This is a genomic window from Streptococcus infantis (genome assembly GCF_047460405.1).
GTDB classification, from domain to species: domain Bacteria; phylum Bacillota; class Bacilli; order Lactobacillales; family Streptococcaceae; genus Streptococcus; species Streptococcus infantis_Q.
Genome location: NZ_JASHGH010000001.1, coordinates 85,933 through 101,541, shown reverse-complemented (window position 1 = coordinate 101,541; position 15,609 = coordinate 85,933). Strand labels below are relative to the sequence as shown.

Sequence of the window (15,609 nt, the reverse complement as noted above, 5' to 3'; positions counted from 1 at the left end):
AAAATCATGATTCAAGCTCAGGGATTACTGGTAGATGATGAAAGCAGATGTGTTCATTACCATACTGATAAAGACATCGTAGCACTTCAATGCTATGAGTGTCAGAAATACTATGCTTGTTATCAATGCCACAATGCATTAGAAACACACACATTTACTCCTTATCCTTTAAGTCTAAAAGAGGACAGACCTATCTTATGTGGTTCCTGTAAGAAAACCTTAACTTATGAGGAGTATTCAAAGAAAAGTAGCTGTCCATATTGTAATGCTGCATTTAATCCAGCTTGTCAGAGTCACCATTCCTATTATTTTAAATAAGGATAAAAATCCAGGTTGTAAAACCTGGGTTTTTGTTTTCAGAAAAATAGGAAAGATAAGGAAAATAACCTGAAAAGACCTTAAAATTTTCTATATAAATGTCTTGAAAATCGTAAAAATAGAAATAAATGATTAGAAACGCTTTCAATGCTAGTAAAAAGTTGACAAAAGCAAATTTTAGGACTAAACTAGGGAAGTAAATTTAATTTAAAAAAGGAGAATTCGTCATGAATTTAACATTTTTCGGTCTATGTCTTGCCTGTATGGGTGTATCTCTTGCAGAAGGATTTTTGATGAACGGTTTGTTCAAATCTGCAGCACGCCAACCAGATATCATTCCACAATTACGTAGTTTGATGATCTTGGGGGTTGCCTTTATTGAAGGAACTTTCTTCATAACTCTCGTATTTTCATTTATCATCAAATAAAGAGAAGTATAAAATGGAAAAGGGAGGATTCTAGATGGAAGAAAGTATCAATCCAACCATCAATATTGGTCCTGTTACCTTTGATTTAACCTTGACAGCAATGACTTTGTTGTCTGTGACACTGATTTTTGGCTTTATCTATTGGGCAAGTCGTAATATGACTGTGAAACCCAAAGGAAAGCAAAATGTACTCGAGTATCTCTATGACTTTGTAGTCGGATTTACAGAACCCAACGTAGGTTCTCGGTACATGAAAGATTACTCACTCTTTTACTTGTGTTTATTTCTTTTTATGGTTATCGCAAATAATCTTGGTTTGATGGCAAAACTTCAAACTACAGATGGGACAAACCTTTGGACATCGCCAACTGCAAATCTTTCATTTGACCTTGTCTTGTCGTTCTGTATTATTGTGATGGCCCACATTGAGGGGATTCGTCGTCGTGGGATTAAACAATACCTAAAAGTTTTTGTAACTCCTGCATTTATGACACCGATGAATCTACTTGAAGAATTCACGAATTTCCTTTCTCTTGCTTTGCGGATTTTTGGGAATATCTTTGCAGGTGAAGTAATGATAAGCTTGCTTCTCTTACTTTCACATCAGGCTATTTTTTGGTATCCAGTCGCATTTGGGGCAAACTTAGTTTGGACTGCATTTTCCGTGTTCATTTCTTGTGTACAAGCCTATGTCTTTACACTATTATCCTCTATGTACCTAGGAAATAAAATTAATGATGAAGAGTAGAAAGGAGTAAATGATGCACGTTACAGTAGGTGAATTGATTGGTAACTTTATTTTAATTGCTGGCTCTTTTATCCTTTTGATTTTCTTAGTCAAAAAATACGCATGGTCAAACTTGACAAGTGTCTTCGAAGAACGCGCAGAAAAGATTGCTGCTGATATTGATGGTGCTGAACAAGCTCGTCAAAAAGCAGAAACTCTTGCTCAAAAGCGTGAAGATGAATTAGCAGGTAGCCGAAGCGAAGCTAAAACTATCATCGAGAATGCTAAGGAGACAGCTGAAAAGAGCAAATCAGATATTCTGGCTGAAGCGAAACTAGAAGCTGGTCGCTTGAAAGAAAAAGCTAACCAAGAAATTGCGCAAAACAAAGCTGAGGCTTTACAAAGCGTTAAAGGTGAGGTAGCAGATTTGACAGTTAGTCTAGCTGGAAAAATTATCTCACAAAACCTTGACGGTCATGCCCATAAAGAACTCATTGATCAGTATATCGATCAGCTAGGAGAAGCTTAATGGACAAAAAGACAGTAAAGGTAATTGAAAAATACAGCATGCCTTTTGTCCAGTTGGTGATTGAAAAAGGAGAAGAAGATTCTATCTTCTCAGACTTGACCCAGATTAAGCAAGTCGCTGAAGAAACAGACTTGCCTTCTTTTTTGGCTCAGGTAGATGTTGATGAGTCTGACAAGGAAAAAACAGTCAGTTATTTCCAAGATTCTGCATCGCCATTATTACAAAACTTTATTCAAGTTCTGTTGTATAATCATCGATCAAATCTTTTTTATGATGTGATTGTAGATTGTTTAAACCGTCTTGAGAGAGAAACGAATCGTTTTGAAGTAACGATTATGTCTGCTCATCCTCTAACTGATGAACAGAAAGAACGTCTACTTCCTATTATAGAGAAAAAGATGTCTTTAAAAGTGCGTAGCATTAAAGAAGAAATCGACGATAGTTTAATCGGTGGTTTTGTTATTATCGCCAATCACAAGACAATTGATGTTAGTATTAAACAACAACTTAAAGTTGTTAAGGAAAATTTGAAATAGAAAGTGGTGTTCTTTTGGCAATTAACGCACAAGAAATCAGCGCTTTAATTAAGCAACAAATTGAAAATTTCAAACCCAATTTTGATGTGACTGAAACTGGTGTTGTAACCTACATCGGGGACGGAATTGCGCGTGCTCATGGCCTTGAAAATGCCATGAGTGGAGAGTTGTTGATTTTTGAAAACGGCTCTTATGGTATGGCGCAAAACTTAGAATCAACAGATGTTGGTATTATCATCCTTGGAGACTTTACAGATATCCGCGAAGGCGATACCATTCGTCGTACAGGGAAAATCATGGAAGTTCCAGTTGGTGATAGCTTGATTGGACGTGTCGTGGATCCCCTTGGTCGTCCAGTAGACGGACTTGGTCCAATCGACACAGGTAAAACTCGTCCAGTTGAAGCACCAGCTCCTGGGGTTATGCAACGTAAATCAGTATCAGAACCATTGCAAACTGGTTTGAAAGCTATTGATGCCCTTGTTCCAATCGGACGTGGTCAACGTGAGTTGATTATCGGTGACCGTCAAACAGGGAAAACTACCATCGCTATTGATGCTATCTTGAACCAAAAAGGTCAAAATATGATTTGTATCTATGTAGCGATTGGTCAAAAAGAATCAACAGTTCGTACACAAGTAGAAACACTTCGCCAGTACGGAGCTTTGGATTACACAATCGTTGTGACAGCATCAGCTTCACAACCTTCTCCATTGCTTTTCCTTGCACCTTATGCAGGAGTTGCTATGGCCGAAGAATTTATGTACCAAGGTAAACATGTCTTGATCGTTTATGATGACTTATCTAAACAAGCGGTAGCTTATCGTGAACTTTCTCTCTTGCTCCGTCGTCCACCAGGTCGTGAAGCCTTCCCAGGGGATGTCTTCTACCTTCACAGTCGTCTGCTTGAACGTTCTGCTAAAGTTTCTGATGAACTAGGTGGTGGATCTATTACAGCTCTACCGTTTATCGAAACACAAGCAGGAGATATCTCAGCCTATATCGCTACAAACGTAATCTCTATTACAGACGGACAAATCTTCTTAAGCGATAGTCTCTTTAATGCTGGTATCCGTCCGGCTATTGATGCAGGTTCTTCTGTATCTCGTGTTGGTGGTTCTGCACAGATTAAGGCCATGAAGAAAGTTGCTGGTACCCTTCGTATCGACCTTGCTTCGTACCGTGAGTTGGAAGCCTTCACTAAATTTGGTTCAGACTTGGATGCAGCTACTCAGGCTAAATTGAACCGTGGTCGTCGTACTGTTGAAGTATTGAAACAACCTGTTCACAAACCATTACCTGTTGAGAAACAAGTTACTATTCTCTATGCTTTGACCCATGGTTTCTTGGATACAATTCCTGTAGACGATATCGTTCGTTTCGAAGAAGAGTTCCATATGTTCTTTGATGCTCAACATCCTGAAATTTTGGAAACCATTCGTGAAACAAAAGACTTGCCAGATGAAGCAGTCTTGGATGCTGCGATTACTGAGTTTCTCAATCAATCAAGCTTCCAATAAGAATAGAGGTGTCAGATGGCAGTATCTCTAAATGATATTAAAACAAAAATCGCCTCAACAAAAAATACTAGTCAAATTACTAACGCTATGCAGATGGTTTCTGCAGCTAAGTTAGGTCGTTCTGAAGAAGCAGCTCGTAACTTCCAAGTTTATGCACAAAAAGTACGTAAACTGGTTACAGATATCCTTCACGGAGATGGCGCTGGCGGATCAACGAATCCAATGTTGATCAGTCGCCCCGTCAAAAAAACAGGCTATATCGTCATTACATCTGACCGTGGTCTTGTTGGAGGATATAATTCTTCAATCTTAAAAGCTGTCATGGAAATCCAGCAAGAATACCATCCTTCAGGTGATGACTTTGAGGTCATTTGTATCGGTGGTATGGGAGCCGATTTCTTCAAATCACGCGGTATTCAACCAATCTATGAATTGCGTGGACTTGCAAGCCAACCAAGCTTTGATGAAGTTCGTAAGATTATTACAAAAACGATTGAAATGTATCAAAACGAACTTTTCGATGAGCTCTACGTTTGCTACAACCACCACGTGAATACATTGACAAGTCAAATGCGTGTAGAACAGATGCTTCCAATCGTGGACTTGGATCCAAATGAAGCAGATGATAACTATAGCTTGACATTTGAGCTTGAAACAAGTCGTGAAGAAATCTTGAATCAATTGCTGCCACAGTTTGCAGAAAGTATGATTTATGGTGCTATTATTGATGCCAAGACAGCTGAAAATGCTGCTGGTATGACAGCTATGCAAACAGCGACAGATAATGCCAAAAAAGTGATTAATGATTTGACAATCCAGTATAACCGTGCCAGACAGGCGGCGATTACACAAGAAATCACAGAAATCGTGGCAGGAGCTAGCGCTTTAGAATAAAGCCATCTTGCTCATATCAATGAACTTAGGACCTAGCAAAACTAGGAACCGACAGTATCTTATATAGAATAGGAGAAGGAGATGAGTTCAGGTAAAATTGCTCAGGTTATCGGACCCGTTGTAGACGTTTTGTTTGCAGCAGGGGAAAAACTTCCTGAGATTAACAATGCACTTGTCGTCTACAAAAATGACGAAAAGAAAACAAAAATCGTCCTTGAAGTAGCCTTAGAGTTGGGAGATGGTATGATTCGTACCATCGCTATGGAATCAACAGATGGTTTAACTCGTGGAATGGAAGTATTGGACACTGGTCGTCCAATCTCTGTACCAGTAGGTAAAGAAACCTTGGGACGTGTCTTCAATGTTTTGGGAGATACCATTGACTTGGAAGCTCCTTTTGGAGAAGACGCAGAACGTCAGCCAATTCATAAAAAAGCACCTACTTTTGATGAGTTGTCTACCTCTTCAGAAATCCTCGAAACAGGGATTAAGGTTATCGACCTTCTTGCCCCTTATCTTAAAGGTGGTAAAGTCGGACTCTTCGGTGGTGCCGGAGTTGGTAAGACTGTCTTGATCCAAGAATTGATTCACAATATTGCTCAAGAACACGGTGGTATCTCAGTATTTACAGGTGTTGGGGAACGTACTCGTGAAGGAAATGACCTCTACTGGGAAATGAAAGAATCAGGCGTTATCGAGAAAACAGCCATGGTATTTGGTCAGATGAATGAACCACCAGGAGCACGTATGCGTGTTGCCCTTACTGGTTTGACAATCGCTGAATACTTCCGTGATGTAGAAGGTCAAGACGTTCTTCTCTTTATTGACAACATTTTCCGTTTCACACAAGCTGGTTCAGAAGTATCTGCCCTTTTGGGTCGTATGCCATCAGCCGTTGGTTACCAACCAACCCTCGCAACAGAAATGGGTCAATTGCAAGAACGTATCACTTCAACTAAGAAAGGTTCTGTAACCTCTATCCAGGCTATCTACGTGCCAGCGGATGACTATACTGACCCAGCGCCAGCAACAGCTTTCGCCCACTTGGATTCAACAACAAACTTGGAACGTAAATTGGTTCAATTGGGAATCTACCCAGCCGTTGACCCACTTGCTTCAAGCTCTCGTGCTTTGGCACCTGAAATCGTTGGAGAAGAGCACTACGCAGTTGCGGCTGAAGTTAAACGTGTTCTTCAACGTTACCATGAGTTGCAAGATATCATCGCCATCCTTGGTATGGATGAACTTTCTGATGAAGAAAAGACTTTGGTTGCTCGTGCCCGTCGTATTCAGTTCTTCCTTTCACAAAACTTCAACGTTGCGGAACAATTTACTGGTCAACCAGGTTCATATGTTCCAGTAGCTGAAACAGTTCGTGGATTTAAGGAAATTCTCGACGGAAAACACGATCATCTCCCAGAAGATGCCTTCCGTGGGGTAGGTTCAATCGAAGATGTTATCGCTAAGGCTGAAAAAATGGGATTTTAAGAGGTGACCTATGGCTCAGTTAACTGTCCAGATCGTGACACCAGATGGCCTCGTCTATGATCACCATGCCAGCTTTGTATCGGTTCGAACTCTGGATGGTGAGATGGGGATCTTGCCACGACATCAAAATATGATTGCGGTATTAGCAGTTGATGAAGTTAAAGTTAAACGAGTTGATGATGATTCTCATGTAAACTGGATAGCAGTAAACGGAGGAATCATTGAGATTGCTAATGATGTCATTACCATTATTGCAGACTCAGCTGAGCGTGCTCGTGATATCGATATTAGCCGTGCAGAACGTGCCAAACTTCGTGCAGAACGTGAAATCGAAGAAGCGCAAGACAAACACTTGATTGACCAAGAGCGTCGTGCTAAGATTGCATTACAACGTGCTATTAACCGAATCAATGTCGGAAATAAATTATAAAAAAATGAACTTGATTTGAGAATCAAGTTCATTTTTTATGTTTAAAATGTGACGCAAACCGCTTCGGGAACGTGAAAATCATTGGAAAGTTCTGCAAGACGACCAGTCTCTAGATTACGTTTAAAGACAGTTGCATTATCAGAATCCTGGTGAACAGCGATAAGAAATTCTTGGTCTGGTGAGATGATAAAGTCTCGAGGAGTTTTTCCGTTTGTAGGAACGAATTCCAACAATTCTAAACTACCATCAGCTAGAATAGTGTAAACTACAATAGAATCATGACCACGGTTTGATGCGTACAGGTATTTTCCATCTTGTGAGAGACGAATAGCAGCAGTTCCATTAAAGTCATTAAATCCTTCAGGAAGGGTAGAAATAACTTGCATTTTTTCAAATGCACCAACACCATCATAAATCAATACTTCAATTGTACTATTGAGTTCACAGATGAGATAAGCAATCTTGTAGTGGTTGTGAAAAACAAGGTGACGTGCACCAGCACCAGGACTACAATTGTAGGTAGTTAGCTTATTTAGTTTTCCTTCTGGATTGACATCATAAGTAGTAACCTCATCAGTACCTAAATCGCAAGTGACTAAATACTGATCTGGTGTTAAATCTGTATAGTGTACATGTGGAGAAGCTTGATTTTCATGAGGACCATGACCGCTATGTTGAACTGTATCAGCCAATTCTAGACTACCATCTTCTTTACGTTTATAGACCAAAACTTGTCCCTTGTGATAGTTAGCACCATATACTAGGCCACGTTTCTCATCGACAGCAACATAACAGTGAGGGGCACCTTCTTCGACTACATGATTTAGTAAAGTACCATCAGTCTGATAAGCAGCGATACCACCTTTCCCGTCTTTACTACCTACTGAATAGAGGTGATTTTTTTGATCAAATGCAAGATAGGTCGGACTCGGCTCAGCAGCAAATAGTTTAAGATTGGATAGTTGCCCAGTTTCTGTATCAAAATCAGCTTGATAAATCCCTTGGGATAAACGACGTGTGTAAGTTCCGAAATAAATTGTTTCAATCATAGCTATACCTCTAAATAAAGATGTTTCTATTATATCATAAATTGGGAGACCTGAAGAAAATAGTGAAAAAAGTATGAAACATCTAAGTATAAAATTAGTAAAAAGCAAGGTCGCTTTGTTAAAGTTCTCAATCGTCACCTCAACACTTTAAAAACAGTTTATTCCCTATAAAAATGGTATAATGAAAGGACAAAGGAAAGGAAGTAGATATGGAACAAAAAGAGAAACATTTTAATTTATCTTGGTTTTTTAAATGGTTTTTAGATAATAAGGCTGTTACAGTTTTTTTGGTAGCCTTGTTACTAGGTCTGAATATTTTTATTTTAAGTAAGATTAGTTTTTTATTTATCCCTGTCGTTGATTTTTTATCAGTGGTTATGTTGCCTGTTATTTTATCAGGATTACTTTTTTATCTCTTAAATCCACTGGTGGATTTGATGGAGAAGTATAAGATAAATCGTGTCTTAGCCATTAGTATTATCTTTGTCATTATTGCCATACTCTTGATTATTGGTCTGGCCGTTGCGATTCCAAATCTTCAACGTCAAGTAGTTATTTTTGCGAAAAATGTACCAAATTATCTCGAAGATGCTGACAGAGTTATTGATGATCTTGTAACTAAGCGGTTACCAGATGACTTTAGACCTCAACTAGAACAGGTTCTGGCTCAATTCTCAACACAAGCAACTGCTTGGGCAAGTAATATTTCATCAAAAGCTGTGAACTGGGTGAGTGCTCTTATTAGTGGAACGTCACAAGTTATTGTTGCTTTGATTATCATGCCCTTTATGCTCTTTTATCTCCTTAGAGATGGAAAAGGTTTGAGAGATCATATCACTCAATTCTTACCAAATAAATTGAGAGAACCAGTAGGTAAGGTTCTAACGGATGTGAACCAACAACTTTCTAACTATGTTAGAGGACAAATTACTGTTGCTGTTATCGTAGCAATTATGTTTATCATCTTCTTTAAGATTATTGGTTTGAGATATGCAGTGACTCTTGGAATTACTGCTGGGGTTTTAAATCTTATCCCTTATCTTGGAAGTTTCCTTGCCATGCTACCAGCTCTGGTCTTAGGTTTAATTGCTGGACCAGTTATGCTCTTGAAAGTTATTATCGTTTTTATCGTAGAGCAGACAATTGAAGGTCGTTTTGTATCTCCATTGATTTTAGGTAGTCAATTAAACATCCATCCAATCACTATTCTATTTGTTTTGTTGACGTCTGGTTCTATGTTTGGTGTTTGGGGAGTCCTACTAGGAATTCCTGTTTATGCTTCAGCAAAAGTTGTTATTTCAGCGATTTTTGAATGGTATAAAAAAGTTAGTGGTCTGTATGAGTTAGAAGAGGAGGTTGAAGGTGAGCAATAGTCAAGAAATGCTTGAAGCTTTGGATCAGCAAGATTTAACAAGAGCTGATCACTATTTTCAAAAAGCCTTGGTAGAAGACTCGGATGATCTTCTTCTGGAACTGGCTTATTATCTAGAAAGTATTGGTTTTTATCCACAAGCTCGTCAAATCTATGAAAAACTAGCTCCAATATTTCCAGAAGTTAATCTCAATCTAGCTAGTATCGCAAGCGAAGACGGACAAATTGAAGAAGCGTTTGCCTATCTAGAAGAAATTCAACCCAATAGCGATTCTTATGTATCTGCGCTTGTTTTAAAGGCTGATTTCTATCAAATGGAAGGATTGACGGATGTAGCTCGAGAGAAGCTCTTAGAAGCTCTTAATTACTCTGATGATCCTTTATTGATTTTTGGGCTAGCAGAATTAGATAGTGAACTTGGAAATGATTTAGAAGCGATTAAGGGCTATGCTCAACTGGATAATCGTGAAATATATGAGCAGACAGGGATTTCGACCTATCAACGAATTGGCACTGCCTATGCTCGACTTGGAAAGTTTGAATCAGCCATAGAGTTTTTAGAAAAAGCTTTAGAGTTAGAGTATGAAGATCAGACTGCATTTGAATTAGCAAGTCTTTACTTTGATCAAGAGGAATTTCAAAAGGCAGTTTTATATTTTAAACAGCTGGATACTATATCTCCAGATTTTGAAGGGTATGAATATGGTTATAGTCAGGCTCTACATAAGGAACATCAGACTGAGCAAGCCTTACTGATTGCTCAACAAGGTTTGGAAAAAAACCCATTCGAGACACGTTTACTACTCCTTGCTTCACAATTATCTTACGAATTGCATCAACCTGAACAGGCAGAGGCTTATCTTCTTCAAGCCCAAGAAGATGCGGAAGACCAAGAAGAAATCCTCTTGCGACTAGCAACCATGTATCAGGAGCAAGAACGGTATGAGGATATTCTAGCCTTAGAAGTATATGAGCCAGAAAATCTCTTGACTAAGTGGATGATTGCACGGAGTTACCAAGAAACTGAAGATTTGGATGCTGCCTATGAATCTTATCAGGCATTGGTTCCAGAACTCAAGGAAAATCCTGAGTTTTTAGAGCAATACATTCATCTATTACGCGAACTTGGAAGGTTTGAAGAAGCAAGAGAACAGATTCAACACTATCTCAAGTTGGTTCCTGATGACATACAAATGCAAGATTTGTATGAACGTTTATGATAAATGAACAGTAGTCGTCTTAGCAGGCGACTATTTTTATAAAAATAAAGATTTAAAAATCTATAAATTCCATCATAAAAATGAATAGATACAGTATGAATTTTTAGCTTTTTTTTGATATAATTGTTATAGTTAAATTGAAAAAACTCACTCAAAAAGTGAAACATAGAAAGATTTGAATTATGACACAAGTAAAAATCGTAACAGATTCTTCTGTTACTATTGAACCAGAAGTGGTCAAAGAATTAAATATTACCGTCGTTCCGCTCTCTGTAATGATTGATAGTGTTCTTTATTCGGATGCTGATCTTGAAGAAGGGGAATTTCTTCGCTTGATGAAAGAGAGTAAAAATCTGCCTAAAACAAGTCAACCTCCTGTTGGACTCTTTGCTGAGATTTTTGATGAGTTGAGTAAAGACGGTAGTCAAATTTTAGCCATTCATATGTCTCATGCCTTATCAGGAACTGTCGAAGCAGCTCGTCAGGGTGCAAGTTTGTCAACGGCTAATGTGACCGTATTGGATAGTTCCTTTACTGATCAAGCCCTAAAATTTCAAGTGGTTGAAGCAGCTAAGTTAGCTCAAGAAGGACAAGATATTGAGACAATTGTGGCTCATGTTGAAGAAGTGAAGAAGAACACAGAGCTCTATATTGGTGTTTCTACCTTGGAAAACCTTGTTAAAGGTGGTCGTATTGGCCGAGTGACAGGTCTTTTAAGCTCTCTATTAAATATCCGAGTAGTCATGCAGATGAAAGATGATGAATTGCAACCAATCGTTAAAGGACGTGGAGCTAAAACCTTTAAGAAATGGTTGGATGAACTAGTTGCAAAACTGTCAGAGCGTTCTGTTGCAGAAATTGGTATTTCCTATTCTGGAACTCGGGACTGGGCAGAAGAGATGAAAGAAATCCTACAACCATTCGTTGAAAAACCAATCTCTGTACTTGAAACAGGTTCTATTATCCAGACCCATACAGGTGAAAATGCTTGGGCTATTTTGGTCAGATACGAGTCCTAAAAAAATAAAGAAAATAGCAAGAAATAGCGTTTTTGACTTGACCTACAAGAGAATTTAGGATATGATTGTAATTGTTAATTAGAAAATATTTGGAGGAATTATTAACATGGCAAACAAACAAGATTTGATCGCTAAAGTAGCAGAAGCTACAGAATTGACAAAGAAAGACTCAGCAGCAGCAGTTGATGCTGTATTTGCAGCAGTAGCTGATTACCTTGCAGCTGGTGAAAAAGTTCAATTGATCGGTTTTGGTAATTTCGAAGTTCGTGAGCGTGCAGCACGTAAAGGTCGCAACCCACAAACTGGTAAAGAAATCACTATCGCAGCTTCAAAAGTTCCAGCATTCAAAGCTGGTAAAGCTCTTAAAGACGCTGTTAAATAATGAATTTAGAAAAAGCCTATTGTATCAAGCTTTCTAGCTTGGTCGATAGGCTTTTTTTGTAGTTTTGGGGCAAAAAGGGGGCAGGAGAGAACAGTCTCTTCTAGATTCTAAGATCTACTATTGGTAAGAATGGTGAAGCCGATAAGCCTATCTCAAGTTAGGCTTGCAAAGAAAAGATTTAGGCCACCATCCATACAATTGGCACTAAATGGATAGCAAACAAGGATGGTGAGAAGAGTTTCCTTTCAAGTATTGAGCTCCTTATAGTATTTCTTGACAGAGTTAGTGAGAGGGTTTACAATTAAATAAAAGAAGTTAGGAGGAAAGGAAGATGATTATTTCAACTACGGGAATTGAAGGGAAAAAAATCCTAGCCTACAAAGGAATTGTCTTTGGTGAAGTAGTTGCTGGAGTTAATATGTTCAAAGATATGGCTGCTGGCTTCCGTAATGTTTTTGGAGGTCGAGCGAGTAGTTATGAAGGTGAATTGACTCAAGCAAGAGAAGAAGCTATAGCAGAAATGATGGAGCGTGCAAGTGAACGTGGAGCAAATGCTATTATAGGTATAAAAATGGACTATGAAACTTTAGGTGCTGAAAATGGTATGCTGATGGTCACTTGTAGTGGAACAGCAGTAGTCGTTGACTCCTGATTTGAAGAAACAAAAAAAGAACAGCTAGAGCTGTTCTTTTTATGATTATTTGAGACCGTACTTTTTGTTGAAACGATCCACGCGTCCATCTGCTTGAGTGAACTTTTGACGTCCAGTGTAGAATGGGTGTGAGTCTGATGAAATTTCCACACGGATCAATGGGTAAGTTTCGCCTTCGAACTCAACAGTTTCGTTAGAGCGTTTTGTTGAACCGCTAAGGAATTGGTAACCAGTAGTTGTGTCCATGAAGACAACTGGGCGATATTCTGGATGGATATCTTTTTTCATTTTGCAATATTTCCTTTCTGCCATGGTCTCTTTGCGAGCCATAGATTGTTACCATACTAGTCTAACAGATTATGCTAAGTTTGGCAAGCTTTTTATCTATTTTTTCAGTAAGTTTTTTAATTCTTGATAGATAACTTCATTTTCCTCTAGGCTATAGGAGTTAGCACCACTTGCAAGTGGGTGACCTCCACCATCATGTTCTTTAGCAACACCATTGATTGGAACGAATTTACTGCGAAGTCGAACGCGATAGTGGCCATCTGCTTGTTCCACAAATATTCCCCAAAGGTTAACAGTATCAATACGACCTGGAGCACCAACAATGGCTGCTGTTTCTGCGTCTGTTACTTGATATGTTTTTAGAATTTCTTGAGTCAGAATGACACGCGCAACACCGTTTTCATCAACTTCTAAGTGATCATAGACAAAACCTTGAAGTTTAGCAATTTTAAAGCTCATGGTGTCCATTTTACGTGCTAATTCAGCATAGTCAAAGTTATGTTCTCTTAGTTTACTAGCAATTCGAAGGGTACGAGCAGAAGTAGACGGATAAAGGAAACGACCGGTATCGCCAATAATTCCAGCGCATAGCATTTTAGCTGCATAGTCAGATAATTCAAGATTAGTTGCTTCAGCAAAGAGAGCAATCATCTCACTGGCACTGCTTGAGTTGGTATCTACCCAAACAAGATCTCCGTATACTTCATCATTTGGATGGTGGTCAATTTTAATAATGGTTTCAGCATTGATATAACGTTTATCATCGATACGAGCAGTATTTGCTGTATCACAAATGATAGCAAGCGCTCCTTGATAATCTTTGTCTTCTACCTGATCCATCTTTGTAAGCCATGTTAGAGTAGGTTCATCATAACCGACTACCTTGATTTTTTTTTCTGGGAAATGATGTTCCAGAAGTGCTTTGAGTCCAACCTGACTTCCTAAGGCATCAGGATCTGGTTTCATGTGACGGTGAATGATGATGGTATCGTATGCTTTAATTTTTTCTAAAATTTGATGGCAAATTTCCATAAGTGACCTCAATTCTTTCTTATTTCATTGTAGCACAAGAGTTTTTATTTTTAAAATGAAAAAGATGTGATATAATGGAGAAAGATAAATTGAGGAGGACGATATGGCATTAGCAAAAATTGTATTTGCCAGTATGACAGGTAATACCGAAGAAATTGCAGATATTGTAGCAGATAAATTGCGTGAGTTGGGCTTAGAGGTGGATGTTGATGAGTGTACAACTGTTGACGCATCTGACTTTCTTGAAGCAGATATCGCAATCGTTGCAACCTACACTTACGGTGATGGAGAGTTACCAGATGAGATGATGGACTTCTACGAAGACCTAGCAGATCTTAACTTGAGTGGCAAAATCTACGGTGTGGTAGGATCAGGCGATACTTTCTACGATGAGTTCTGTAAGGCTGTTGATGACTTTGATCGTGTATTTGTGGCAACAGGAGCTGAAAAGGGATCAGAGTGTGTCAAAGTGGATCTCTCTGCAGAAGAAGAAGATATCGAACGCTTGGAACAATTTGCAGAAGAATTGGCTGCTAAAGTAGGATAAGCATGAAGTTGCACTGATGAAAGTTGTCAGTGCAGTTTTTGTTAGTCGTCCCTAGGGATGAACTAGCCCATTTAGAAGCTTTTTGATACAATCATTCAAATAATGAAGGAGACTCTATGGATTTAGATATTATTAGACAAGAAATCGATCAAATTGATGACCAAATTGTAAAACTCTTAGAAGAAAGAATGCATCTAGTTGAGAGTGTAGTGGCTTATAAAAAAGCTTCAGGAAAAGCTATTCTAGATACTAAAAGAGAAGAAGTTATCTTTGAAAAAGTCAGAAATCACGTCAGCAATAAAAAATACGAAGAGACAATCGTTGAGACTTTTTCTGATATTCTCAAACGTTCGCGCGATTATCAGGATAAAAACATCAAATGAAAAAAGAACAATTTTATCCATTAGGAATCTTTCTAGCTGCCATGCTAGGAGGACTTGTCCGATATCAGATTTCGAGATGGTTGCCAGCTAGTCCAGATTTTCCATGGGGAACTCTCTTTGCTAACTATCTAGGAATTTTCTGCTTAGTCTATCTTGTCAAAGGTTATTTGGTTTATAAGGGAAGCAGTAAAGGTGTCATTTTAGCGCTTGGAACTGGCTTCTGTGGAGGTTTAACGACTTTTTCAAGCCTCATGTTAGATGGCGTGAAATTGCTGGATACAGGTTCTTACCTAAGTCTAGTAATCTATCTAGTTCTGAGCATTGGTGGTGGACTTTTATTGGCTTATTGTTTAGGGAGGAAGAAATGGTAGTATTATATCTAGCGCTTGCTTGTGGACTAGGTGCCCTCGTGCGTTATTTCTTTTCACGTTATAATCAGGGTTCAGTACTGCCTCTAGGAACTCTCATAGCTAATCTACTGGGCTGTTTTTTGATTGGCTTATTTTACAATCATGTGGAGTCTAAAGAAGTCTATCTTATCCTTGCCACAGGATTTTGTGGAGGTCTAACCACTTTTTCAACCTTGAATGATGAACTCCAAAAACTCTTAGCTGATAAGAAGGTCTTTTACAGATATTTTCTCTTGACCTACTTAGGTGGTTTGCTTGCTATTTTTTTAGGAATTTTACTGTAAATTTCTTTACTTTTTTTAAGAAATTTGGTAAACTGTATCTTGTGTGTAATGGACGCACAAAAATACAGTTTATCCGCTGAGGAAGCTTCCTCAAGATTGAC

At 38.6% G+C, this 15,609-nt stretch carries 21 protein-coding genes; 18 read left to right on the top strand and 3 right to left on the bottom strand.

Annotated features, from left to right (window positions below):
* Window positions 1-6: 6 nt before the first annotated feature.
* The 9 genes from QM928_RS00470 (at window position 7) to QM928_RS00430 (ending at window position 6,870) form a co-directional block, all read left to right on the top strand.
* Complete coding sequence (locus tag QM928_RS00470; protein ID WP_414294204.1) at window positions 7-318, top strand: CHY zinc finger protein; 312 nt, start codon at window positions 7-9, stop codon at window positions 316-318.
* A 227-nt stretch (window positions 319-545) separates the two neighbouring features.
* A complete protein-coding gene (locus tag QM928_RS00465; protein WP_045615055.1) occupies window positions 546-746 on the top strand; it encodes a F0F1 ATP synthase subunit C in 201 nt (66 codons plus the stop codon).
* Between the two features lie 34 nt (window positions 747-780).
* On the top strand, window positions 781-1,494 hold the full coding sequence (atpB, locus tag QM928_RS00460; protein ID WP_414294203.1) for a F0F1 ATP synthase subunit A: 714 nt from the start codon (window positions 781-783) through the stop codon (window positions 1,492-1,494).
* Window positions 1,495-1,507: 13 nt separating this feature from the next.
* Entirely contained in the window at window positions 1,508-2,002 is a 495-nt protein-coding gene (gene atpF / locus QM928_RS00455; RefSeq protein WP_414294202.1) for a F0F1 ATP synthase subunit B, read from the top strand.
* Window positions 2,002-2,538, top strand: coding sequence for a F0F1 ATP synthase subunit delta (locus QM928_RS00450; protein WP_049549329.1), 537 nt, complete (start codon window positions 2,002-2,004; stop codon window positions 2,536-2,538). Before atpF ends, QM928_RS00450 begins: the two co-directional genes overlap by 1 nt.
* A 14-nt stretch (window positions 2,539-2,552) precedes the next feature.
* Window positions 2,553-4,058, top strand: coding sequence for a F0F1 ATP synthase subunit alpha (gene atpA / locus QM928_RS00445; RefSeq protein ID WP_414294201.1), 1,506 nt, complete (start codon window positions 2,553-2,555; stop codon window positions 4,056-4,058).
* A 15-nt stretch (window positions 4,059-4,073) separates the two neighbouring features.
* Entirely contained in the window at window positions 4,074-4,952 is an 879-nt protein-coding gene (locus QM928_RS00440) for a F0F1 ATP synthase subunit gamma (RefSeq protein WP_049509476.1), read from the top strand.
* A gap of 81 nt (window positions 4,953-5,033) precedes the next feature.
* Window positions 5,034-6,440: a F0F1 ATP synthase subunit beta gene (gene atpD / locus QM928_RS00435; protein WP_000094353.1), complete on the top strand. Its 1,407-nt coding sequence runs from the start codon at window positions 5,034-5,036 to the stop codon at window positions 6,438-6,440.
* A 10-nt stretch (window positions 6,441-6,450) separates the two neighbouring features.
* Window positions 6,451-6,870 carry a F0F1 ATP synthase subunit epsilon gene (locus tag QM928_RS00430; protein ID WP_000068038.1) on the top strand — a complete coding sequence of 140 codons (420 nt, stop codon included), beginning with the start codon at window positions 6,451-6,453 and terminating at the stop codon, window positions 6,868-6,870.
* A gap of 41 nt (window positions 6,871-6,911) precedes the next feature.
* Here the strand turns inward: QM928_RS00430 and QM928_RS00425 are convergent, their stop codons facing one another.
* Entirely contained in the window at window positions 6,912-7,919 is a 1,008-nt protein-coding gene (locus tag QM928_RS00425) for a lactonase family protein (protein ID WP_414294200.1), read from the bottom strand.
* A 209-nt stretch (window positions 7,920-8,128) separates the two neighbouring features.
* Here QM928_RS00425 and QM928_RS00420 point away from each other — a divergent pair, with 209 nt between their 5' ends.
* The 5 genes from QM928_RS00420 to QM928_RS00400 all read left to right on the top strand — a co-directional run bounded on the left by QM928_RS00420 (window position 8,129) and on the right by QM928_RS00400 (window position 12,564).
* Window positions 8,129-9,292 (top strand): AI-2E family transporter, encoded by a 1,164-nt coding sequence (locus QM928_RS00420; protein WP_223139852.1) that lies wholly within the window; start codon window positions 8,129-8,131, stop codon window positions 9,290-9,292.
* A complete protein-coding gene (locus QM928_RS00415; protein ID WP_414294199.1) occupies window positions 9,282-10,511 on the top strand; it encodes a tetratricopeptide repeat protein in 1,230 nt (409 codons plus the stop codon). The genes QM928_RS00420 and QM928_RS00415 overlap by 11 nt, the downstream gene beginning before the upstream one ends.
* A 182-nt stretch (window positions 10,512-10,693) precedes the next feature.
* Complete coding sequence (locus QM928_RS00410; protein ID WP_061863182.1) at window positions 10,694-11,530, top strand: DegV family protein; 837 nt, start codon at window positions 10,694-10,696, stop codon at window positions 11,528-11,530.
* 106 nt (window positions 11,531-11,636) lie between these two features.
* Window positions 11,637-11,912 (top strand): HU family DNA-binding protein, encoded by a 276-nt coding sequence (locus tag QM928_RS00405; protein ID WP_001284633.1) that lies wholly within the window; start codon window positions 11,637-11,639, stop codon window positions 11,910-11,912.
* Window positions 11,913-12,243: 331 nt separating this feature from the next.
* Window positions 12,244-12,564 (top strand): heavy metal-binding domain-containing protein, encoded by a 321-nt coding sequence (locus tag QM928_RS00400; protein WP_000587311.1) that lies wholly within the window; start codon window positions 12,244-12,246, stop codon window positions 12,562-12,564.
* Between the two features lie 45 nt (window positions 12,565-12,609).
* On the opposite strand, the gene QM928_RS00395 is transcribed toward QM928_RS00400, so the two are convergent.
* Both QM928_RS00395 and QM928_RS00390 read right to left on the bottom strand, forming a co-directional pair.
* A complete protein-coding gene (locus tag QM928_RS00395; protein WP_000710764.1) occupies window positions 12,610-12,852 on the bottom strand; it encodes a type B 50S ribosomal protein L31 in 243 nt (80 codons plus the stop codon).
* A 96-nt stretch (window positions 12,853-12,948) separates the two neighbouring features.
* Entirely contained in the window at window positions 12,949-13,884 is a 936-nt protein-coding gene (locus tag QM928_RS00390) for a DHH family phosphoesterase (protein ID WP_414294198.1), read from the bottom strand.
* A 103-nt stretch (window positions 13,885-13,987) separates the two neighbouring features.
* Here QM928_RS00390 and QM928_RS00385 point away from each other — a divergent pair, with 103 nt between their 5' ends.
* The 4 genes from QM928_RS00385 to crcB (QM928_RS00370) all read left to right on the top strand — a co-directional run bounded on the left by QM928_RS00385 (window position 13,988) and on the right by crcB (QM928_RS00370) (window position 15,508).
* The gene (locus QM928_RS00385) at window positions 13,988-14,431 is read left to right on the top strand and encodes a flavodoxin (protein ID WP_001162134.1); all 444 of its coding nucleotides are present in this window, start codon (window positions 13,988-13,990) and stop codon (window positions 14,429-14,431) included.
* 116 nt (window positions 14,432-14,547) lie between these two features.
* On the top strand, window positions 14,548-14,814 hold the full coding sequence (locus QM928_RS00380; RefSeq protein ID WP_049528196.1) for a chorismate mutase: 267 nt from the start codon (window positions 14,548-14,550) through the stop codon (window positions 14,812-14,814).
* A complete protein-coding gene (crcB, locus tag QM928_RS00375; RefSeq protein WP_049528198.1) occupies window positions 14,811-15,185 on the top strand; it encodes a fluoride efflux transporter CrcB in 375 nt (124 codons plus the stop codon). The genes QM928_RS00380 and crcB (QM928_RS00375) overlap by 4 nt, the downstream gene beginning before the upstream one ends.
* A complete protein-coding gene (gene crcB, locus QM928_RS00370; protein WP_049528200.1) occupies window positions 15,179-15,508 on the top strand; it encodes a fluoride efflux transporter CrcB in 330 nt (109 codons plus the stop codon). Before crcB (QM928_RS00375) ends, crcB (QM928_RS00370) begins: the two co-directional genes overlap by 7 nt.
* The last annotated feature ends 101 nt before the right edge of the window (window positions 15,509-15,609 follow it).